Raw genomic sequence first — 22,041 nt, 5'->3', positions numbered from 1 at the left:
GAGTAGGACGCATGGAAATTTACGCGCCATTTGCTGGCATCGTCCACTACAAAGTTGCAGTGGGAGATACTGTTGTTGCAGGTCAAGAGCTTGCAAGTGTAGAAGCAGTGAAATTGGAAGTTGCAGTTGTTGCGCCCGGACCTGGCGTGGTGGACAGCGTAGCAAAATCTGAATTCAGTGATGTCGTTGGTGGCGAACTGCTACTGGTTGTGCGAAAGGGATAAGAAGATGGGAATGACGCGTATTATTTCAGGCGATGCACGTGGTCGTAAAATCAAAGTACCACCAGAAGGTACTCGGCCAACTTCTGATCGTGCACGTGAAGGGCTTTTTTCTTCATTGCAAGTTCGATTCGGTTTTCAACAAGCTGTTGTGCTTGACCTCTTTGCAGGTTCTGGAGCACTGGGTCTAGAAGCTGCCAGTCGTGGTGCAGTTGAAGTCGTGCTTGTTGAAAATAACCCCAAAGCATGTGCCATTATTCGCGACAACATAGCAGTTGTTGGACATGCGAATTGCAAGGTTGCAGAAATGAAAGCATCAACCTATCTCGCAACCGCCCCGCGCGAATATTTTGATATGGTCATTGCAGATCCCCCATATGATTTAGCTGATGAAGCAATTCAAGAAATGCTCGCAGCCTTAGTACCAACGCTTGTCGACGGCGCTGCAGTGGTCATCGAACGGCATAAAGATTCCGCTCCAACGCAATGGCCTGCTGGTTTTAGTCCAACACCACAGAAATTGAAAAAGCGCACCTTCGGTATTGCGCGGATGGATATGGCTGTGTTTTGGAAAGATGATCAGGTAGAACAGGAAACTGTCGCATGATGAACGGCGCACTGCATAAAGCAGTCTGCCCGGGTTCTTTTGACCCCGTGACATTGGGGCATCTGGATGTGTTTACCCGTGTGGCGCAACAATTCGATGAAGTTGTTGTATTGGTGACCGGTAATCCGAATAAACCTTCTGGTTTGTTTAGTATTGCTGAGCGTGTGGAATTGATTCGGAAAGCAGTTGCCGGTATTGATAATATTTCAGTTGATTGGTGGTCCGGCTTGCTGGTGGATTACACCACCAAACATGATATTGGTGTAATTGCCAAAGGGCTGCGTTCTTCGTTGGATTATGAATATGAACTGCCGATGGCACAAATGAATCGCAAATTAAGTGGTGTGGACACGATCTTTTTAATGACCAGTCCAGCGTATTCCCATATTTCTTCTACGCTCTGTAAAGAAGTTGTGCGTCTTGGCGGTCGGGTAGATGATGCCCTGCCGGCCCATGTTGTTGATGCGTTGGTTGAAAAATACCAGCAATGATTGCATCAAGGGCGTTGGTATGGCAATGCTCTTGCGTATTGCATAAAGTGGGGGAGTCGTTGATGCCTTCGCGATTCCTCAGTGGGCAGGTTGTAGGGTATCAATGGTATTTATCGTGAGTGTCGCGTGTACCTCAACGCATTGCTAAGAAGGGAAAGAAAGGTGAAAAGCATGACAGTTCTCGGTGACTTCTTAGTGTTTTTTGGCGCTTTAGGAATTCCTGCAGCGATCGCAGTTGGCCTGTGGCTGGCAGTCAAGCATTTTCATGCCTATGACGATGAAGGCAATAAACTTCACTGACGAGTTAAAAAGGAGTGTGGCGCTGAGACAAACTCTCAGCGCCACACTCCTTGTAACTGGTAAAACCTATAAAATACTCGAGAGGAATTCTTGGGTACGAGGCTGCTGTGGATTATCCAATACTTGCGCTGGTGTACCAGATTCGATTGCGACACCGCCGTCCATGAATACCACCTGATCAGAGACTTCGCGCGCAAAGCCCATCTCGTGAGTCACAACCAGCATGGTCATGCCAGCATGTGCGAGATCACGCATTACGCGCAAAACTTCTCCGACTAATTCAGGATCGAGCGCTGAAGTTGGCTCGTCGAAAAGCATAAGTTTTGGTTCCATCGCAACTGCGCGAGCAATTGCCACACGCTGCTGCTGGCCGCCGGAAAGCTGACTTGGATAGGCATCTGCTTTATGCGCTAAGCCGACCTGCGTGAGAAGTTCATGGGCCTTTTCACGCGCAGCTTCAGGGGCGACACCTTTGACATGGATCGGTGCTTCAATAATATTTTCCAACACAGTGCGATGCGGGAAAAGATTGAAGTTTTGAAAGACCATACCAATATCAGAGCGCTGTTGCGCTGCCTGCTTTTCGGAGATCTCGTAGAGCACACCATTTTTTTCACGGTAGCCAATAAGATCACCATCAACATAGAGCCTGCCAGCAGAAATTTTTTCGAGATGATTCACACACCGCAAAAACGTTGACTTGCCCGAACCAGAAGGCCCAATTAAACAAGTGACAGAACCTTTGGGAACTTGCAGATTAATGCCTTTGAGTACCTGTAGACCAGAGTACGACTTATAAACTTCCTGAGCATCGACCATCAGGGGAATAGAGTGTGACATGTGATGATCTTCTTTCTAGTCAGTTGGACGTTTCTTGGGAGGTTCCGGAACAATATGAACATTCTTTGGCAAGGTGCCTTCTGCATCAGCTAACGCAACGAGCTGTCGTTGCGTTAATTCACGCGTAGCGCCTTTATCGAAGTACTTTTCTAAGTAGTACTGGCCGATCATAAATAATGAGGTAATAACCAAATACCAGGTGGCTGCAACCAGTAATAATGGAATCGGCTTAAATAACGCATTCGCAATATCGATTGAGCGTCCATACAGTTCGTGTGAATATGGAATCGCAACAACCAACGAAGTTGTTTTCAGTAGGGAAATAAACTCATTGCCAGTTGGTGGAATGATAATGCGCATCGCCTGTGGCAAGATGGTGCGACGGATCGTCATCCACCAGCTCATGCCTAGGGCTTTCGACGCTTCAGTCTGCCCTTCAGGAACAGCTTGAATACCAGATCGCACGATTTCGGCCATATAAGCGGCTTCGTTTAAGCCTAAGCCGATAACTGCGAGTACGAAGGTATTTTTCAACATTTCTTGTAGATCAATTTGCGCAAAACCAACGTTAATGGATTGAAACAACGTGCCGGCAAGTCCCCAGAATACCAGCTGAACATATACTGGCGTACCACGGAAAATCCATAAATAACCCCATGCGAAACCACGCATGACCGGATTAGGGGACATACGTAAAATTGCCATGGTTGAACCCAACACCACACCAATGAGCATGGCAAGTGCTGTCAGTGCAATAGTGTGGAGAGACGCCATGGCGATACGGGTATCAAAAAGATATTGGAAATACGTTTCCCATCCAAAAGCTGGGTTCTGGCTCGCAGAATACACAAACCAGATGACGATCATCAACAGTAAAGTGGCGGCGATCCAGCGGCCAGGATGTTTGAGTGACTTCGCCTCAATAAGGTTTGGAGTGGAGGTGCTATGCATAGTTGTTCTTCCATATGAAAGAGCTTTTCTTAAGACCATGTGATTGGCAGATACCAGAAAGGTCTCAGGAAAAGCTCATACGTGTGTAAAGCAGGTACGTGTGCAGTCTAGTTGATCGATGCACCATTAATCAGTGCGGCTTCGACTTTACCGTTCGTTAAACCCCACTGTGCCAGAATCTTGTCATAATCGCCGGAGTCGATCAGATGCTGGAGTGCTTTTGCCAGCACAGGGGCTAGCTCGGAGCCTTTTGGTACCGGCCAACCATAATGGGCTGCGTCGAAAACGTCTCCAGTCAAGATCATCTTGCCTTGTGAACGCTCGACTGCCCAAGCACTAATTGGTGAATCGCCAGAAAACGCATCGGCTTGACCTAAAATCACAGCGTTTGCTGCAGTATCAGAGGTATCGAAGGCCAATTTATTAATTGGTTCTTTGCCTTCAGCAACGCATTTTGCAGAACGATTATCAACATCGACGGTGTCAGAAACTGTTGTGCGCTGCACGGCTACTGTGGCACCACATGCATTATCTGGGTCGATCTTTTTCTCTGGGGTGGTTGCCCACTGAATGCCAGCGTTGAAATAGTTCACAAAGTCGAAACTCTTGCGACGTTCTTCATTATCGGTGAAACCAGAAGCACCAAAATCAACGGTACCGGCATCGACCTGTGGCAGGATTAAGGAGAAGTCTAGATCTTGAACTTCAAGTTCCAAGCCAAGTACAGCAGCAACTGCACGTGCTAAGTCAATATCGAAACCAATCACATTGCCTTGTGCGTCTTTAAACTCAACAGGAGCAAAAGGTGGATTCGTGCCGATGGAAATCTTGCCATCTGCTGCAATTTCTGCTGGCACGAGGGCCGCAAGTTCATCTACTTTAGCTGGCTTAATCTCAGTCCAGCCAGCCGGCAAGCCGCTTTCTGCACCTGGCAGAGTTTCGCCAGAAGCATTGGTGGTGCCGCCTTCAGTATTCGTGACGCAACCAGTCAGCAGAGTAGCAGAAGCGGTTGCAAGAAGTGCGACGCGGTAACGGTGTGAAATCTTTTTGTATAAAGTCATGAAGTGACTATAACACGATGGTTGAATATTTACAACTGGGCGAAAATATTTATCAGCGGTGTGGGTTGTAGTATTAGGTGTTCTGAATGTATCTAGCTGGCCATTTATGGGCGGTTGTACTACGAAAACTAAAAGTTTTACATTAATATTATGAACAAGTTTACCGCACTTCTATGCATAATTTATGCGCTACTGTGCAGGTTATGTAATCAAAAAATGTGCCTCACACATATGGTGAGGCACATTCGAAATATTTCAGTACTGCAGTTTGCTTGAAGTTGCGAAAAACTACTGGTTTGAGAATTTTTCTATGAAAATAAAACCAGTCGCAATGACGCCGCCTAAAATTATCATGCCGCCAAGCCACAGTAGATCGCCCTGAGGTGCGAGTAATCCAGCTTGCTCTGTTTGCCAAGGCCATAATGCACGTAAGGAACCCAGCATAAATCCAGCCATAGTTGCCATCGTAATGGTGTGGTGGTTGTTCATGAGGTATTTCAGCACACGAATAAACAGCGCTAATCCAGTGAGGGCGCCTGCAACAAACACTGCGATGACCAGCATATTACGATCGCTCACTGCACCGAGCACACTTTGGTACAGGCCCATTGCGAGGAGCATGAATGAACCTGAAACACCTGGAAGAATAAGTGCGCACACAGCAATTGCAGCGGCGGCAAAAATCATAATCAATGGTGGTTCAGTTTTTTCGGCGGCAGTGTAGCCGGTAATGATGAAAATAAAGATCGCGGAGAGACAGAAACTCAGAATCGCAGCTATACGATGTTTTTGGAAATTTTGCAGACCAATCATCCGAATTGGCACAGCCAGTGAAACGACAATCATGCCTAAAAATAGCGCACGTGCGGTTTGTGGTGAGTCTGCCACAAAGGTATGCATGACTTCCGAAAGTGCAAATACAGTTGCAATCATTCCGAAGCCGACACTGAGTAAGAATGGCCACTCTACGCGTCGAAAAGCAGCTGCTAGTTGGCTGCGATCGCGAAGCAAGCAGCGCACGACGTTGAGTAGTGCATCGCCGTTGGCAATCGCGCGTTCATAAATGCCAGTTGCCAGCGCAACAGTGCCGCCTGAAACACCTGGTACTAATTCTGCCAGGCCAATGCCTGCGCCGATGAAGGCATGCAGAAGATATGTCAAAGGATTCTTATGAGACACACGAGGGTTTGCCATAATCTTGCTTTCGTTTGGTTGGTAAATGCGTTACTCACACTACCGCGTATCTATGAGGCGGTGGTGGATCCCACTGTCGGAACGAGAAGGTATTTCGGTTGCAGGGCGCCGAGACGGTGTATGCGCATAGCAAAAACCGCCAATCTTGTGGTGATCATGATCGGCGGTTTGAAATTGTGCCCCAGGTGAGACTCGAACTCACACTGGACGGGTTTTGAATCCGTTGCCTCTGCCAATTGGGCTACTGGGGCGCAAGAAGAAATATTAGTACAGTTTTGCCGGATAGTGAAATTATGGCTTTGACCTGCGTAGATTGGAAGATTTTGGAAAGGCTTATGATCGATCTCCAAGCTATATGCATTCTCGGCTACACTTAAAAACGTGACTGAAACAAAGAAAAGACTTATGCTTATCGACGGCCATTCCTTGGCGTTTCGTGCGTTTTTTGCATTACCAGCGGATAATTTTGCAACCGCCAGTGGGCAGCATACCAACGCTGTTTATGGATTCTTATCCATGCTCGCGAACTTGTTGAAAGAGGAACAGCCTTCGCATATTGCAGTCGCGTTCGATGTTGGACGTCATACGTTCCGTTCTGAAATATTTCCGGAGTACAAGGCTCAGCGTGCTGCAACGCCTGAAGAGTTCAAAGGCCAGGTGCCACTGATACAAAAAGTTCTCACAACTTTAGGTATCACTACTTTGGAAAAGCCAGAGTTTGAAGCAGACGATATTATTGCAACCTTGGCAACTGCTGCGCGTCCGTTGGGCTTTGAAACGCTCATTGTGACCGGCGATCGAGATTCTTTCCAGTTGGTCAACGACACCACAACGGTGTTGTACCCAATGAAGGGCGTTTCGGTTTTGCATCGGTTTACTCCACAGGCAGTGGAGGAAAAATATGGTCTTGCGCCGCAACAGTATCCAGACTTTGCGGCACTGCGTGGGGATCCTTCTGATAATTTGCCATCGGTGCCAAAAGTTGGTGAAAAAACTGCGACCAAATGGATTCAGCAATACGGCAGTTTAGAAGCACTACTCGAGCATGCGGATGAGCTTAAAGGTGTGGTTGGTAATAATTTGCGCGAGCGTATTGATCAAGTTCGGTTGAACCGGACGCTCACGCAAATGATTCTGGATGTGGAATTGCCAGTCACCCCAGATCAACTAGAGTTCAAGCCTGCTAACTTGACTGAGTTATTAACTCAATTTAAAGAGTTGGAATTTGGTCGCACATTGCGTGAACGAATTTTCACTGCGATGCAGCTCGAACAACAAACACAGTCTTCTGTTTCGGTTGAGACTCCAGACTTAGTTGTTGCAACGGATACACATATTGGAGACTGGCTCAACGCGCGTCGCGCACAATGGTCGCAAGGTTTTGCAGTTGTGGTCACTGGCACAGCAACGCCAGGATTTGGTGATGCTGTTGCAATTGGCATCGTCGATGATCAATACCATGGTGTCACCGCGAGTTTTGAAAATTTCACCCCAGCAGATGAAGCCGTCGTGGCGGAATATTTATCATCCACTGCGCCGAAGTTCTTCCACCAAGCCAAAGCTGTCTACCATATGCTGGCTGGTCGCGGTATTCAGTTGCGGGGAGTTGCACATGACACTGCCATTGCTGCGTATGTGCTCAATCCTGGTCAACGTAGCTATGAGCTTAACGACGTGGTCCAGCGGTATTGTTCTCGAGAACTCCAGACCGCCGATACTGGTCAATTGAGCTTGCTAGATGAAGTCAATGGCCAAGAACTTGTGGAACAAGCAGGTGCTATTCGTGAACTCGTAGCGATACTGACTGAGCAGTTGCAACAGATTGAATCCTATGAGCTCTATCAAGACTTAGAACTGCCGCTAACAACTGTATTGGCCAAGATGGAACATATTGGTATTGCAGTTGACGTCGAAAAGCTTGAGCAACAATGCAATGAATTTCAAGCATTGGTGCAGCAAGAAGAATTTGCTGCACGTGAGCTCGCAGGAGATCCGGAGTTATTGCTGACATCGCCAAAACAGTTGCAAGTGGTGCTATTTGAAACGCTGGGTCTGCCGAAAACCAAAAAGACTAAGACGGGATATTCGACTGCGGCAAAAGAAATTGAAACACTTGCGATCACGCATCCACATCCGTTCTTGGATCATTTGTTGGCGCATCGTGAGTATCAAAAAATGAAAACGACGCTCGAAGGGCTGATCAAAGCCGTTGCTGATGATGGGCGTATTCATACTACGTTCCATCAGACGGTGACTTCGACCGGTCGCTTATCGTCTGCTGATCCGAACTTGCAAAATATTCCAGTGCGCACGATGCATGGACAAAAGATTCGAGCTGCTTTTGTCGTTGGAGATGGCTACGAAGCCCTTTTGACGGCGGATTATTCCCAGATTGAAATGCGTGTGATGGCGCATCTTTCTGGTGATGCAGGTTTGATTCAGGCCTATAACGATGGGGAAGACTTACATAATTATGTGGGTTCTCGCGTGTTTGATGTGCCGGTATCGGAAGTGACGCCAGAATTGCGTCGTCGGGTCAAGGCAATGTCCTATGGTTTGGTTTATGGTCTTTCAGCGTTTGGTTTATCCCAGCAATTAAGTATTTCGCCTGGGGAAGCCAAGGTGATTATGGAAAACTACTTCAAACGCTTTGGTGGAGTGAAGCACTATCTTGATTCGGTTGTTGCACAAGCGCGCCAAGATGGTTTTACCCAAACCCTTTTTGGACGTCGACGCTACTTGCCAGAGTTAGGTTCCACCAACCGAATCATGCGAGAGAATGCAGAACGAGCTGCGTTAAATGCCCCAATTCAAGGAACCGCGGCCGATATTATCAAAGTGGCCATGTTGCGCGTCGATAAGCGTTTAACGCAAGCACAGGTACAGTCTCGAGTTTTACTGCAGGTCCATGATGAACTTGTGGTGGAAATTGCACCAGGTGAAGCTGAGATGGTGGCCAAGATTGTGGAACAAGAAATGGATGCCGCAATCAAACTTTCCGTGCCATTAGAAGTTTCTGCGGGTATTGGTTCGAACTGGCAAGAAGCTGCACACTAGCCAGGTACACGTAGGGTATCGATACGCGCTCACAACTTCTATGCAGCGAGTGCTTCTTGCTTAAGCGCTAGCAGTAGTTGTGGGCGCTATCGGTAGTTGTGGGTGCTATCGGTGTGCCTGTTTTTGTGCGATGAAAATAGCAGTGCCTGGGAAAATCTTGCCACGCAATGGTGACCATTGTCCCCAGGTTTGGGTTAATTCCGGTGGCCAGATTGGTTCGATCATACGCTCGAGGTGGAAACCAGCTGCGTGTAATGCATTGATATGATCGCTCATGGTGTGCTGGTATTCCGCGTATTGTAATTCGCCAGTGGTTTCATCGAATTCTGTATAGCTGGATTCGAAATAGGAATTTGCTGCAAATAGACCCAGTTGACCAGGATCGTCGAGAAACACCCAGCGCATTGGATGGTTTGTGGCATAGATGAAACGACCGTTTGGCTGTAATAATTCTGCGCAATTCTGGAAAAGACTTGTGAGATCTTCAATAAAAGGTATTGCACCAAAAGCAGAAAAGATTGTGTCGAATGACGCTGGTGCAAATGGAAGAGCTAATGCATCTGCTTGTACTAAAGGTGTTGATCCCGTGCTGTGACGCAGCATAGAAAGAGATAAATCGCATCCAATAACAGTGGCATCAGGATAAGTAGTGCGTAACCAATTTGCACATGGTGCTGAACCGCAGCCAATTTCTAGGACTCGTTGGCTGGAAATATCGCCAAGGAGTTGTGCATCTGATTCGTGCAGCATTTCTGGGCACCAGTAGAAACTGGATAGATATTCAGGATGTGTCTCATGATAATCCGCTGCATCGCTATCCCAGTATTTTCGGTTTGCGTGGGAGGCGGGTGTAGCTGTAAACGATTGTGCAGTTGTGACAGGTGTGGTTGGAGTTATTGTTGCTGGCAGTGGGGTAGAAGGATTCTCAGACACAAGCGGTAGTATATTTGATCTTGCTGGTCAAATCGTGTATTATGGGCAAAGCGTGTCTATGTTTGATGCATTATCTTTTTTATGTAGGAGATTCAGATAATGCGTGAAATGAGATTAAATATGCCGTTATACAGCATATTTGAAAGATACGAGTTACTGTCCATCAACGATTCCTACGTATTTCGGAGCACTTTTACATATGACCTCCAATAATGTACCTCAGGTTGCCATCAACGATATTGGCACCGCTGAGGATTTCCTCGCAGCTGTCGATGCCACCATCAAGTACTTCAACGATGGCGACATCGTTGAAGGTACCGTGGTGAAGGTTGACCACGATGAGGTTTTGCTCGATATCGGATATAAGACCGAAGGTGTTATTCCAGTTCGCGAGCTTTCCATCAAGCATGACGTTGACCCAGACCAGGTTGTCGAGGTTGGCGATCAAATTGACGCTCTTGTTCTCACCAAAGAGGACAAGGAAGGTCGTTTGATCCTTTCCAAGAAGCGTGCTCAGTACGAGCGTGCTTGGGGCGCAATCGAAGAACTCAAGGAGAAGGACGAGCCAGTTACTGGTACCGTCATCGAAGTTGTCAAGGGTGGTCTCATCCTCGACATCGGTCTGCGTGGCTTCCTGCCAGCATCCTTGGTTGAGATGCGTCGCGTTCGTGAGCTCGACCCATACATCGGTCAGCAGATCGAAGCAAAGATCATCGAGCTCGACAAGCAGCGCAACAACGTTGTTTTGTCCCGCCGCGCATGGCTTGAGCAGAACCAGTCTGAGGTTCGCTCTGAGTTCCTGCACCAGCTCCAAAAGGGCCAGGTTCGCAAGGGTCACGTTTCCTCCATCGTCAACTTCGGTGCATTCGTTGATCTCGGTGGTGTAGACGGTCTCGTACACGTTTCTGAGCTTTCTTGGAAGCACATCGATCACCCATCTGAGGTTGTTACCGTTGGCGACGAAGTCACCGTTGAGGTTCTCGACGTTGATCTCGACCGCGAGCGCGTTTCCCTTTCCTTGAAGGCAACTCAGGAAGATCCATGGCGTGTATTCGCTCGTACCCACGCTGTTGGCCAGATCGTTCCTGGTAAGGTCACCAAGCTGGTTCCATTCGGCGCATTCGTTCGCGTTGAAGAGGGCATCGAGGGTCTGGTACACATCTCTGAGTTGGCTCAGCGCCACGTAGAGGTTCCTGATCAGGTTGTGAAGGTTGGCGAAGAGGCAATGGTTAAGGTCATCGACATTGACCTTGAGCGTCGTCGTATCTCCCTTTCCCTCAAGCAAGCTGATGAGGACTACACCGAAGAGTTCGATCCATCCAAGTACGGTATGGCTGACTCCTACGATGAGCAGGGTAACTACATCTTCCCAGAAGGTTTCGATTCCGAGACCAACGAATGGCTCGAGGGCTTCGATGCTCAGCGCCAGGAGTGGGAAGCACGTTACGCTGAGTCCGAGCGTCGCTTCAACCTGCACACCGCTCAAATCGAGCGTAACCGTGCAGCAGCCGCTGAAGCTGCAGCTGCTGGTGAATCTGCAAACAACTACTCTTCTGAAACCGCTGAGGCAGCTCCGGCCGCAGCTGAGGAAGCAGCTGTTGAGGGCGGTTCCTTGGCTTCCGACGAGCAGCTTGCTGCTCTGCGCGAGAAGCTCGCTGGTAACTAAGCTTTAGTTTGTTAGCATTGTAAAACGTCCCATGTGGTCATGAAGATGATCGCATGGGACGTTTGCTGTATTCTGCCTTTGCAGTATAGAGAGCATCGATAGAGGCTTGAGTGCGTCTTCTTCATGTGACTATTCGTTGACAGTGTGACAACAGTAGTAAACAACGTCGAATAGATGGATGATTATTTTCAGCGATGTTCGTAGGATTCTTCTTGTAACCAATATATTCCAATAAATACCCGATAGATTTTTCTGAAATATGAATATAAACCTCTGAATAACACCTTCAATGGTATATACTACGTACATTATGAAGAAACTTATTGCTACGACAGTCACGTGCGTATTGTGTGTATGTTCTACGAATTCAGCTGTAGCTGCACCGAGTTCGAGCGCTTCTGAAACCGATATTGTCTCGTCAGTACAAGAAGTGTTTAAGGTACCTGATGGAGAGCTTTTCCAGCCGCTTCCTACCGGTGTGTATCCTATCCCTGCTGACCAGCTGGAAAGTTTTCGCCAGGGCGAATGGGTGCATACGCAACGTCGTCAAGCAAAATTAAGCTTTGGTGCGTATTTAGAAGGTGGGCATCCGATTCGCGAAGCTCTGGAGTCTGTGACTTCCTCAGGGTACGGTAGCTATTTGCAATATCTGGACTATTCGGGCGGATGCCATCCACATCGGATTGTGACAACGGAATCATATAACCGTCTTGTTGCAATTGGATTTAATGCTGTGATGCCAGTGTGCCCAGCGGGTCGGCAGCAATCTGATAACGAAATGAACTTGTTGCTCTTTCATTTTCCAAGGTTTTATACAGATGCTGAAGGACATTTGATTCTCGTTGGCAAAAAGGGTGCTGCGGTCTTTGAACGCCGCATATAAACTTTGCTGCTAACTTGAGGTAGGAAAGTCTTGCAAATATTGAGGCATAAGAAAGGGCCTGTTCTCGAACTAATATCGAGAACAGGCCCTAGGTATACGAGTGAAAATCGTTTACAAGAAGAGAACGGTCAACAGAATCTGTGCGGCCAAAATCTTAGCGATCATAGCCATTGGATATACCGAGGTATAACCCATTGACGGTAGCTCATTCTTCGTTTGATCCGAAACATAGGACAACACTGCAGGGTGCGTTTGCAGGCCTGAGATAATACCCGCAACTTGGCCAAATGGAATCTTCAAGAACTTATAACCAATAATCAAGGTCAAGACAGAGAACGCGATTGTTACCAGCGCACCCATTGCAATAATTTTCAGCGATTGTGGGTCACGCAGTGCCTCACTGAAACCAGCACCTGCAGTGGTACCGATACCAGCTAAGAACAAGGTGATACCAAACTGACGAAGTGCCAAGTTTGCACCGTAAGGTACCTGCCACACAATCGGGCCAGTACGACCCATATACCCTAAAATCAGAGCGACGATCAGTGGACCACCAGCAGAACCCAGCTTCAGGTCACCGCCGCCTGGTAGTGGCATTGGGATAGAACCGAGCAGCACACCAATGGTCATACCGAGCAGCAGCGGCAGCAAATTAAAATCTGAGATTCGCTTGTAGGAGTCGCCAAACAGACGGGTAGCGGAGTCAATGCGATCATGAGTGGAGACGACACGAACGCGGTCGCCTAATTGCAGCACCGTATCTGGCTTTGCGACGAAGTCACGGTCACCGCGACGCACACGAGTCACGAGTATTCCTTGCAAGCGCGGACGCAACTTGCGCAGTGGAATACCAACCAAGCCGGTAGAAGATACAAAGATACGACGGAAGTCGAGACGCTCGTCGTGGGTTGGATCACCTGGCAAGAACTCACCAAGATGTTCAACAGCTTTATCGAGCTCTTCAGCGGTACCTACAACCGACAAAATATCGCCTGGATCAACGCGATCGCCTGGTTCTGGAAGAAAAAGCTGGCCGTGATGTTCGATACGAGAGACAATAATATCGACATCGAACGCGTGAGGCATGATTGTCACCGATGGCAAGTTTTCGTGAGTCACACGGATGCGACGGGTTTCAAGTTGACGTACAGCAACACCTGCCTTCCGCGCTTCTTCATTGTGGTCAATGCGGAAAACCTTTGCCAAGATGGCGATAGACATGATCACACCCAAAACACCAATTGGGTATGCCAAGGAGTATGCAACAACTGGGAACTTCAATAGCTCTTGCTGATCCGGTCCGATTAACGATGGCAGAGTATTGACAACAGCGGCCATTGCTGGCGTGTTTGTGACTGCACCGGTAAACATGCCAGCACCAGTTGCTGCATCAAAGCCGCTCAACCGCACCGCATAGTACGCGATGATGGTGGCGACGGTGATCATAAGCAAACCAAAGAGATTATGCTTCAGACCAGTGGTTTTCATGGATGCGAAGAACCCTGGTCCAGCTTCTAGGCCAATCGTATAGACGAAGAGCGAGAGGCCGATGATGAATAGGATTTTTGGTAACGCAATTTGAGGTTCCACTGCGGAAAAACCGAGGCCAACGAACAAGACGGCCGCAACACCGAGGCGGAATCCGCCAATTTTGATGCGTCCGACTGCAAGACCTATCGCCATAATGACGATCAGTGCGAGTAGTTGATTTTCGACTAGTAAATGCACAGTACTAATGCAACCACTTAAAAAAACAACATTCAACTAGTGATCTGGTTCGCAACAAGGGGCCATTTTTTGTGTGATCTGTGTATATCGTCATGTGACGCGTTGGACATTTTACCAACATACCCCTTTAAGGGGGTATTTGATGATCGGGAAATCGTCAATTAGTTTGAAAAATATGGTCTGATGCGTGCATGGGAGACAGTAGAACGGGGCGGGGGGTACATGGTGTTCTTGTACTAATCAGTGCAAAATTGTGACCAATGTATCATTGATCTATTGCCTAAATCACATTAATAGCGTGTGCTTTTTGAAGAGTGACGCGACAATCTTGATGGTTGCTTGAGGTATTGATGAAACTGTGGTTCGCGCTTGCTGCTATTGGCAAGATATTTGAATTGAATGATGTGCGAATAATCAGAATTTCGACGATGTGGTAATGGTGATGGGGTTAGAATGTGATGCCGATGCTGAAATTTCGGTAGACGGGCCCTTGTTTCTGGTTTTTGCCAGTGGCGTGTGAGTGTAAGCGATACATAAGGAAAAGTGCTTGCCGCTGAAGTTTATTTTCGAGGTCCTGTTGAGCATTTGTTGGATAGTAATAATAGGTATGTCATTAACTGATGTTGTGGGGCTTTGTGACAGGCGTTCCTACGGTTGTAGTGATTTGTAACGAATCGTATGGTTGTGAAGCGTTGTGAAGACATAGAACGAAAACGCACTCAACACTGCATGCTTGTTAGCGTTATAGGGATCTGAGTGACAACAGACGCTCGGAGTGACAAATGTCATAGGCGTGAAAAATGATTGAAATCTACAAAAATCTATCACGTTTACCGAATGGAAAATCGTATTCAATGCAAAAAGATGATCAGTTTATGACGCTTATAAACTTCGCTAGCCAGCATGTATTGTTGTGACATTGTCTATTTATAACAATTTATTGTTAAAAATTGTATGTTGGTTTTCCCTTCCGAACGGTTGGATTTATATGTGTTTGCTTGAAAAGTTTTCTGAATGTGTGAGACATTCCTAATTTTTGATTGATTGTGTGGTACTTCATGCCGTAGGATTGTGGGTATTGTTCTGAATTTTCATAAAAAGATTTGGGAACAGACACACGGCTCGTGTGGAATTGTTATATTTTTTCTATTGAAAGGTTCGAGATGGCTCCGACTACTAAGTCGACCTCCGAGATGATCCTCGAGAAGGTTGGCGGTGCAGAAAACGTCGCTTCCCTAACCCACTGTGCGACGCGTCTTCGTTTTCAGTTGCATGACCAGTCTAAGGCTGACCAGGCTGCACTCGACGCAAACCCTGATGTGCTAGGTGTAGTTCCACAAGGAACCACCGGCATCCAGGTTGTTATGGGTGGCGATGTTGCCAATTTCTACCAGGAGATTATTCAGCTTCCTGGTATGAGCTCAGAAGGCGGCAACTCCGGTAAGAAACAGTATGGTGGCGTGCGTGCGAAATCTTCTGCCGTAGACTTCGCATTCGAATTCCTTTCAGATACTTTCCGTCCAATTCTGTGGGCCCTGCTGGGTGCATCCCTGATTATTACCCTCTTGGTATTGTTCGATACCTTCGGTATTCAGGACTTCCGACAAGATCTCGCAGAGCAGCCTGCAGGCTTCCGTTTGCTGCATGCTATGTGGTCCTCTGTTTTCCACTTCCTTCCAATTATGATCGGCGCAACTGCTGCTCGTAAACTCGGCGCAAACGAGTGGGTTGGTGCTGCTATTCCAGCTGCCTTCCTGACTCCTGCATTCGCAGCCATGGGTGAAGTTGGCGACACCGTTGATATTTTCGGCCTGCCATTGGTCATCAATGGTTATGGCGGACAGGTATTCCCACCACTGATCGCTGCTATCGGTCTGTTCTGGGTCGAAAAGGGCCTGAAGAAGATCATCCCTGGTTCTGTACAGATGGTGTTCGTCCCATTCTTCTCCTTGATGATTCTGATTCCATTGACTGCATTCGTGTTCGGCCCATTCGGTATCGGTATCGGTAATGGTATTACTGCTGTCTTGACTGCAGTGAACAGCTTCAGCCCATTCATTCTTGCAATCATCATTCCTGTTCTGTACCCATTCTTGGTTCCACTTGGTCTGCACTGGCCACTGAACGCAATTATGGTTTCGAACTTGGCAACTCTGGGCTATGACTTCATCCAGGGCCCAATGGGTGCATGGAACTTCGCATGTTTCGGTGTTGTGACCGGTGTGATGATTGTTTCCGCTCGCGAGGGAAATACTGCAATGCGTCAGGTTTCGATCGGTGGCATGATGGCAGGTCTGCTCGGTGGTATTTCCGAGCCGTCCCTCTACGGCGTGCTCTTGCGTTTCCGTAAGTCCTACATGCGTCTGCTGCCAGGCTGTGTGGCCGGCGGTATCGTTATGGGCTTCTTCGATGTTAAGGCACACGCGTTCGTGTTCACCTCCTTGCTGACCATCCCAGCGATGGATCCAATGGGCGGTTATGCAATCGGTTTGGCAGTGGCATTCTTCACCTCGATGTTCTTGGTTATCTTCTTCGATTACCGCACCGCATCCGAGAAGGAAGAAGTACTTGCTGAATTGGCTGCTACACGTCAGACCCCAGTTGAACAAGCTCCAGTTGTTGCTCCAGTGGCAGCTGCTGCAGCAGCAACTACCGGTGGTGGCGTTGCAACTGCAACCAAAACTGAAGTAAAGCCAGCATTAGTTGCTGGTGCGGTCACCGAGTTCTCAGCTCCACTCGAAGGTGAACTTGTGGAACTCTCCGCTGTGCCAGATCCAATCTTCGCAGCAGCAAAGCTCGGTAAGGGCGTTGCAATTCAACCAACCGGTAACACCGTTGTTGCGCCAGCTGATGGAACTGTTATCGCAGTTCAAAAGTCTGGTCACGCAGTTGGCCTGAAGTTGGATAGCGGCATCGAACTGCTGATTCACGTGGGTATCGATACTGTACAGCTCAACGGCGAAGGCTTCGAAGTTCATGTTGAGCGCAAGCAGCGTGTCTTGGCCGGCGAACCACTGATCACGTTCGATCAGCAGTTCATTGAATCCAAGGGCTACAACATGATCACCCCAGTGCTTGTGACGAATACTCACAAGTTTGCAAACGTGGAAGCAATTGCAACTGGTAAGGCAGATTTCCATACTGCTGTTGTTCGTACCACTGCGTAAATTCTCGCAGGTAGGTTGAACTCAACCAACAAAAAGTTTTCTACCGCTGTAAGCATGGCAACTATGCTTACAGCGGTATTTTTCTATGCTAAAGATTATGAAAAAGATCGGACTGACTGGCGGAATGGGCTCTGGGAAATCTACAGTCGCTCAGATGCTGCGTGAGTATGGGTTTGTGGTGATCGATGCCGATGCCGTAGCGCGAGAAGTGGTACATCCGGGTTCTTACGTCCTCGAACGTCTTGCAAAAGCCTTTGGGGCGGATATTCTGCAGCATTCTGGTGAGCTAAATCGCGGTTTGCTGGCACAGCGAGCATTTGCTTCGCCTGCGGCTATTGAAACACTGAACGCAATCACGCATCCTGCCATCGAACAGCGTACTGCTGAACTCTTTGCACAGGCAGCAGGCGCAGGTGCACAGCTGGTGATCTGGGACATGCCACTGCTGATTGAAAAAGGGTATCACCGAGATATGGATGCAGTGATTGTGGTAGATGTGGCAGCCGCAGAGCGCATCCGACGTCTTGTCACGTATCGCGGTATGGATGCAGCCGACGCGGCTGCTCGCATTGGCGCTCAAGTTTCTGATGAGCAACGTCGTGCTGTTGCAGATTATCTCATCGATAACAACACCACGAAAGAAGCACTGCACGCCAACGTTGCCAAAGTGGCACGCCACCTTCACACGTTCATTGAAACGACGCCATAGGCCTGCAGCATCTGTAATGCGTAGGTACCCTAATGGCGTCGTCAAGCTTTATCGCGGTTGTGGAACGGCGGTGACCCTCACACCCTGTGGGATACTACCTTCAAGGTGCTCAGTTATGTGATCGGTTGCATCTGGAGCATAATCCAGATAACCGACCAACTTCACACCGGTTGTTGCACGCGGATCTGAGGCGCGTGAGGTGATCGTGCGTGGTTGCAGCACTCCATCAACGTCTGTGAGCTCGGTTTTCATCAGCATGACGTTATAGGCATCCCACGTAGTTGCGACCCAATATAATGACGTCCCGCTTTGGTGAGGAAGCATAAAACCGCCATATAAATCTGCAATGATATCCGTCGAAATGAGCGAGATTCGCGACGACCAAGGGCCAGTAATCGAATCTGCGACGCGAATATCTCCACCATGTAACGCCAACCATTTTTGAATGCCTGGATGATACATCACCGAAGTTTCTGGGACAGGGGAGCGTAAAACAATCGCAGCATCTGTTGGTTGATCGGTCCACTTTTGACCATCCCAATACTGCCAAGCCGATTCAGCAGGGAACTGTGCATGCTCAGCTCGTGCCAAGACTGCTCCATGCTGGCGCCCCTGGCCGGTACTAAACCGATACACATATGTGTCATCTTTGACGAAACTGCTGATCTGGAGATTTTCATTTCCTGGTTGATATTCCGCCAGAGGGGTATCAGTTGGGGTATGCGCTGACGTGCGGTTCATACGCACAGACTCTGGAACAATCTTCCACTGCACGCCATCAGCACTTTGCAACGTTGCAGCAAAATTGGTGGTCCAATTTCCAGGTTCCAACCATGAACGTACGCTCATCACATCAACATAGTGAGAGCCATTAACATAAATGCCAGCTGTCGGAATAGTGGTGTGTTCAGTGCCTGGAATCTTTAAAGAAGGCGCAAACTGTTGAGCATAGCCCGATTTCTGCCATCCGTCAGTGGTCAAGGCCTCTTCAATTTGTAAGAAATCTTGATAGTTATGGTCAGTTGTTCGCATGATGACATTACTACGCCACCCGTCAGCTTCGCTGCGACAATCCATGGTATCGCCAAAGGCCAAATAGGTTGTGCCGGCGTCGTCAAGCCATGAAATGCCAAGATCACTGCCGGAAACCCCAAAACGACGATCTAAACGTTGCGGCGAACCAGGCCCTGTGATCAAATGGAGTGCCTTGGTATGGCCTTCAAGTATTGGAATTTGCCCAGGATAACGTCGCTGTGAAGCTGTACTCGTGGAACCAGAGCTGGTAGAAGAACCAGAGGATCCGCTGCTCAATGAACTGACGGCACTGAGCATTTCGTTGACAATCTCACCTTCCTGCGGCACCTTCGTATACGAGCATGGTTTAGCAGCAGCCTCTGGGGCAAGCGTAATTACGGTACTACACGCAAGCGTTGCGACGACAAGGGCTGTCGGAAGTCGTTTATAAGCATACATCTTTTACACTCTAATATGGGGAGTATGACTTCACCTCACGACATGCAGCCAGATCATCGTCCAGTCAGTGAGCTACAACGAGCTCCAGGCCGGTTCGAAGTGATCTCCGAGTTTGAACCGAGCGGTGACCAGCCGCAGGCCATCAAAGAACTCGATGAGCGGCTCAATCGTGGCGAGCAGGATATTGTGCTCCTCGGTGCCACTGGTACCGGAAAATCTGCTACAGCCGCATGGTTGATTGAGCAACAACAACGTCCAACCTTGGTGATGGCACCGAATAAAACTCTGGCTGCACAGCTGGCACATGAACTGCGTCAGCTGTTGCCGAATAATGCAGTTGAGTATTTCGTGAGTTATTACGACTACTACCAGCCAGAAGCGTATATCGCACAAACGGATACCTATATTGAAAAAGATTCGTCCATCAATGATGACGTCGAAAGGCTGCGACATCGCGCAACATCATCGCTGCTTTCACGTCGTGACGTGGTGGTTGTCTCTTCTGTTTCGTGTATTTATGGCCTGGGTACGCCACAAGAATATCTCGACCGATCGGTGTGGCTGACCGTCGGAGAAGAAGTAGAACGCGATAAGTTCCTGCGCGTATTAGTCGATATTCAATATGATCGCAACGATGTCGGTTTTACGCGCGGAACGTTTCGAGTCAAAGGCGACACGGTCGATATTATTCCCGCCTATGAAGAAACCGCCGTGCGTGTGGAATTTTTTGGCGACGAGATCGATGCGCTATATTTCATCCACCCACTCACTGGTGCAATTTTGCATGAGGTACCAGAGATCCGTATTTTCCCTGCAACGCACTATGTTGCTGGGCCAGAACGGATGGCGCGGGCGATTGAAGATATTAAAGAAGAGCTCGCACAGCGCTTAGATGATTTGGAAAATCGTGGCAAATTGCTCGAAGCTCAGCGACTTCGGATGCGTACAGAATATGATCTGGAGATGATCGAACAAGTAGGGTTCTGCTCTGGTATTGAGAACTACTCACGGCATCTTGATGGTCGTGCTGCAGGCACAGCGCCAGCAACGTTACTGGATTATTTCCCAGAAGACTTTTTAACTATTATCGATGAGTCGCACGTAACAGTTCCACAAATTGGCGGCATGTTTGAAGGCGATATGTCCCGCAAGCGCAATCTCGTGGAATTCGGATTCCGCCTGCCATCAGCACTGGATAACCGACCTTTGACCTGGGAAGAATTTCAGCATCGCGTTGGCCAAACTGTGTACCTTTCAGCCACGCCAGGTAATTATGAAATGGCTGCAGCTGGAGGCGAATTTGTTGAACAAGTGATTCGTCCGACAGGTTTGGTTGATCCAAGCATTGAAGTGCGCCCAACAAAGGGACAAATTGATGACTTAATCCATGAAATTCGTGAGCGAACTGCCCAAGACGAGCGTGTTCTGGTGACCACCTTGACGAAGAAGATGGCCGAAGACCTCACCGATTACCTATTAGAACATGGGATTCGAGTCCGCTATTTGCACTCAGATATTGATACCTTGCAGCGTGTTGAGCTCTTGCGTCAGCTGCGACTAGGTGAATATGACGTGTTGGTGGGTATTAACTTGCTGCGTGAAGGTCTCGATTTGCCAGAAGTCTCTTTGGTGGCAATCTTGGACGCTGACAAGGAAGGATTCTTGCGTTCAACACGATCGTTGATTCAAACGATTGGTCGTGCTGCTCGTAACGTGTCAGGCAAGGTGTTGATGTACGCTGATAAGATCACAGATTCTATGGCACAAGCCATTGATGAAACTGAGCGACGTCGGGAAAAGCAATTGGCGTATAACGCTGAGCATGGCATTGATCCGCAGCCGTTACGGAAAAAGATCGCAGATATTTTGGATCAAGTGCAAGACTCGCAGGCTCAGCAGACATCGAGTGCTGATGCTGATGCATTATTGGCTGATGCGAAAGAACCTTCGTCGATGGCAGAAAGCGAATTGGAAAAGTATATTGCAGAATTAACTGCGCAAATGGGAGATGCTGCACGAGAGCTGAAATTTGAGTTAGCGGGTCGCTTACGTGATGAGATTCTTGATTTAAAGAAGGAATTACGTGGGATAAAAGAAGCGGGCATTTAAGAAATTGCATCTCTGTTTTCACATTTCCCTCATGAAGTGACTTCTATCTCAAAAATTTGGATTACGTGATACTGCTTAAGAGTTCATCGAAATGAAAATGATATTTGTTAAACTTTTCTTTGATACTAATTTTCATTATTGACTTGAACGGAAAGTGTGTTTTACAGATGAGTAATTACACCGCGATTGTTGTTGGTACTGACGGATCGAAGTCCTCTATGTTGGCGGTCGAGCGGGCAGCGCAAATGGCGTTAGCGTTTGATGCAACACTCATTATTGGTTGTGCGTATTATGAGTCGAAAGAGCAGGCATCAAAGACCTTGCGTCAAGACTCAGTTACGGTTTTGGGAACTGATCCGGCTCGCGCCAATTTGGAAAAAGCTGCAGAATTTGCGCGTAGCTTAGGTGATATAAAGATTGAAACAGTGGTACGGCCTGGTACTCCTGTGGAAGCGTTGATGGTGATTGTGAATGAATTCCAGGCAGACTTGCTTGTAGTTGGTAACCGCGGCATCAATTCCTTAACGGGTCGTTTATTGGGGTCAGTTCCGGCTGATGTGGCACGCCAATCGGACTGCGATGTAATGATTGTTCATACGATTAATTAACAAATAATCATTTATTTAAAGTTTTTAAAGCCTTATTATTTCT

Annotated in this window: 18 protein-coding genes and 1 tRNA gene; 11 read left to right on the top strand and 8 right to left on the bottom strand. The window is 48.1% G+C overall.

The annotated features are described in order from the left end of the window. The first annotated feature begins 11 nt into the window (after positions 1-11). From NXS99_RS00190 to NXS99_RS00175, 4 genes are all read left to right on the top strand, one after another. Positions 12-224 carry a biotin/lipoyl-containing protein gene (locus NXS99_RS00190; protein ID WP_259286654.1) on the top strand — a complete coding sequence of 71 codons (213 nt, stop codon included), beginning with the start codon at positions 12-14 and terminating at the stop codon, positions 222-224. A gap of 10 nt (positions 225-234) precedes the next feature. Continuing rightward, a complete protein-coding gene (rsmD, locus tag NXS99_RS00185; RefSeq protein WP_259286874.1) occupies positions 235-828 on the top strand; it encodes a 16S rRNA (guanine(966)-N(2))-methyltransferase RsmD in 594 nt (197 codons plus the stop codon). After that, positions 828-1,319: a pantetheine-phosphate adenylyltransferase gene (gene coaD, locus NXS99_RS00180; RefSeq protein ID WP_396124789.1), complete on the top strand. Its 492-nt coding sequence runs from the start codon at positions 828-830 to the stop codon at positions 1,317-1,319. The genes rsmD and coaD overlap by 1 nt, the downstream gene beginning before the upstream one ends. 171 nt (positions 1,320-1,490) lie before the next feature. Then, positions 1,491-1,619 carry a hypothetical protein gene (locus tag NXS99_RS00175; RefSeq protein ID WP_259286652.1) on the top strand — a complete coding sequence of 43 codons (129 nt, stop codon included), beginning with the start codon at positions 1,491-1,493 and terminating at the stop codon, positions 1,617-1,619. A gap of 66 nt (positions 1,620-1,685) precedes the next feature. On the opposite strand, the gene NXS99_RS00170 is transcribed toward NXS99_RS00175, so the two are convergent. The 5 genes from NXS99_RS00170 to NXS99_RS00150 form a co-directional block, all read right to left on the bottom strand. After that, a complete protein-coding gene (locus NXS99_RS00170; RefSeq protein WP_310593294.1) occupies positions 1,686-2,459 on the bottom strand; it encodes an amino acid ABC transporter ATP-binding protein in 774 nt (257 codons plus the stop codon). Between the two features lie 15 nt (positions 2,460-2,474). Next, positions 2,475-3,410, bottom strand: a complete 936-nt coding sequence (locus tag NXS99_RS00165) for an amino acid ABC transporter permease (RefSeq protein ID WP_259286651.1) — start codon at positions 3,408-3,410, stop codon at positions 2,475-2,477. 107 nt (positions 3,411-3,517) lie between these two features. Continuing rightward, on the bottom strand, positions 3,518-4,471 hold the full coding sequence (locus NXS99_RS00160; RefSeq protein WP_259286650.1) for an ABC transporter substrate-binding protein: 954 nt from the start codon (positions 4,469-4,471) through the stop codon (positions 3,518-3,520). A 288-nt stretch (positions 4,472-4,759) separates the two neighbouring features. Then, entirely contained in the window at positions 4,760-5,665 is a 906-nt protein-coding gene (locus tag NXS99_RS00155; RefSeq protein WP_259286649.1) for a DUF368 domain-containing protein, read from the bottom strand. A gap of 177 nt (positions 5,666-5,842) precedes the next feature. Then, positions 5,843-5,916: transfer RNA gene (locus tag NXS99_RS00150), tRNA-Leu, on the bottom strand. A 154-nt stretch (positions 5,917-6,070) separates the two neighbouring features. Between NXS99_RS00150 and polA the strand changes: the two genes are divergently transcribed. Next, positions 6,071-8,722, top strand: coding sequence for a DNA polymerase I (gene polA, locus NXS99_RS00145; RefSeq protein ID WP_259286872.1), 2,652 nt, complete (start codon positions 6,071-6,073; stop codon positions 8,720-8,722). A 105-nt stretch (positions 8,723-8,827) separates the two neighbouring features. On the opposite strand, the gene NXS99_RS00140 is transcribed toward polA, so the two are convergent. Further along, positions 8,828-9,619, bottom strand: coding sequence for a class I SAM-dependent methyltransferase (locus NXS99_RS00140; RefSeq protein WP_259286871.1), 792 nt, complete (start codon positions 9,617-9,619; stop codon positions 8,828-8,830). Positions 9,620-9,854: 235 nt separating this feature from the next. Here NXS99_RS00140 and rpsA point away from each other — a divergent pair, with 235 nt between their 5' ends. Together rpsA and NXS99_RS00130 are read left to right on the top strand one after the other, a co-directional pair. After that, positions 9,855-11,321: a 30S ribosomal protein S1 gene (gene rpsA, locus NXS99_RS00135; protein ID WP_259286648.1), complete on the top strand. Its 1,467-nt coding sequence runs from the start codon at positions 9,855-9,857 to the stop codon at positions 11,319-11,321. A gap of 310 nt (positions 11,322-11,631) precedes the next feature. Beyond that, positions 11,632-12,204: a hypothetical protein gene (locus NXS99_RS00130; protein WP_259286647.1), complete on the top strand. Its 573-nt coding sequence runs from the start codon at positions 11,632-11,634 to the stop codon at positions 12,202-12,204. A 111-nt stretch (positions 12,205-12,315) separates the two neighbouring features. On the opposite strand, the gene NXS99_RS00125 is transcribed toward NXS99_RS00130, so the two are convergent. After that, positions 12,316-13,932, bottom strand: a complete 1,617-nt coding sequence (locus NXS99_RS00125) for an aspartate:alanine exchanger family transporter (protein WP_259286646.1) — start codon at positions 13,930-13,932, stop codon at positions 12,316-12,318. A 1,163-nt stretch (positions 13,933-15,095) separates the two neighbouring features. On the opposite strand from NXS99_RS00125, the gene NXS99_RS00120 reads away from it, so the two are divergent. Together NXS99_RS00120 and coaE are read left to right on the top strand one after the other, a co-directional pair. Further along, on the top strand, positions 15,096-17,099 hold the full coding sequence (locus NXS99_RS00120) for a glucose PTS transporter subunit IIA (protein WP_259286645.1): 2,004 nt from the start codon (positions 15,096-15,098) through the stop codon (positions 17,097-17,099). A gap of 97 nt (positions 17,100-17,196) precedes the next feature. Beyond that, positions 17,197-17,808 carry a dephospho-CoA kinase gene (gene coaE / locus NXS99_RS00115; protein ID WP_259286644.1) on the top strand — a complete coding sequence of 204 codons (612 nt, stop codon included), beginning with the start codon at positions 17,197-17,199 and terminating at the stop codon, positions 17,806-17,808. A 48-nt stretch (positions 17,809-17,856) separates the two neighbouring features. Here coaE and NXS99_RS00110 read toward each other — a convergent pair whose 3' ends face one another. Beyond that, entirely contained in the window at positions 17,857-19,281 is a 1,425-nt protein-coding gene (locus NXS99_RS00110; RefSeq protein ID WP_259286643.1) for a DUF4185 domain-containing protein, read from the bottom strand. 24 nt (positions 19,282-19,305) lie between these two features. Here NXS99_RS00110 and uvrB point away from each other — a divergent pair, with 24 nt between their 5' ends. Next, entirely contained in the window at positions 19,306-21,390 is a 2,085-nt protein-coding gene (uvrB, locus tag NXS99_RS00105; RefSeq protein WP_310593293.1) for an excinuclease ABC subunit UvrB, read from the top strand. Positions 21,391-21,557: 167 nt separating this feature from the next. Continuing rightward, complete coding sequence (locus NXS99_RS00100; protein ID WP_259286642.1) at positions 21,558-21,998, top strand: universal stress protein; 441 nt, start codon at positions 21,558-21,560, stop codon at positions 21,996-21,998. Positions 21,999-22,041 lie beyond the last annotated feature (43 nt).

Source organism: Corynebacterium sp. HS2168-gen11, from assembly GCF_024834075.1.
In the GTDB taxonomy this organism is placed as follows: Bacteria; Actinomycetota; Actinomycetes; order Mycobacteriales; family Mycobacteriaceae; genus Corynebacterium.
Note: the sequence above shows the minus strand (reverse complement) of the source record. Positions and strands in the feature narration are given on the sequence as shown.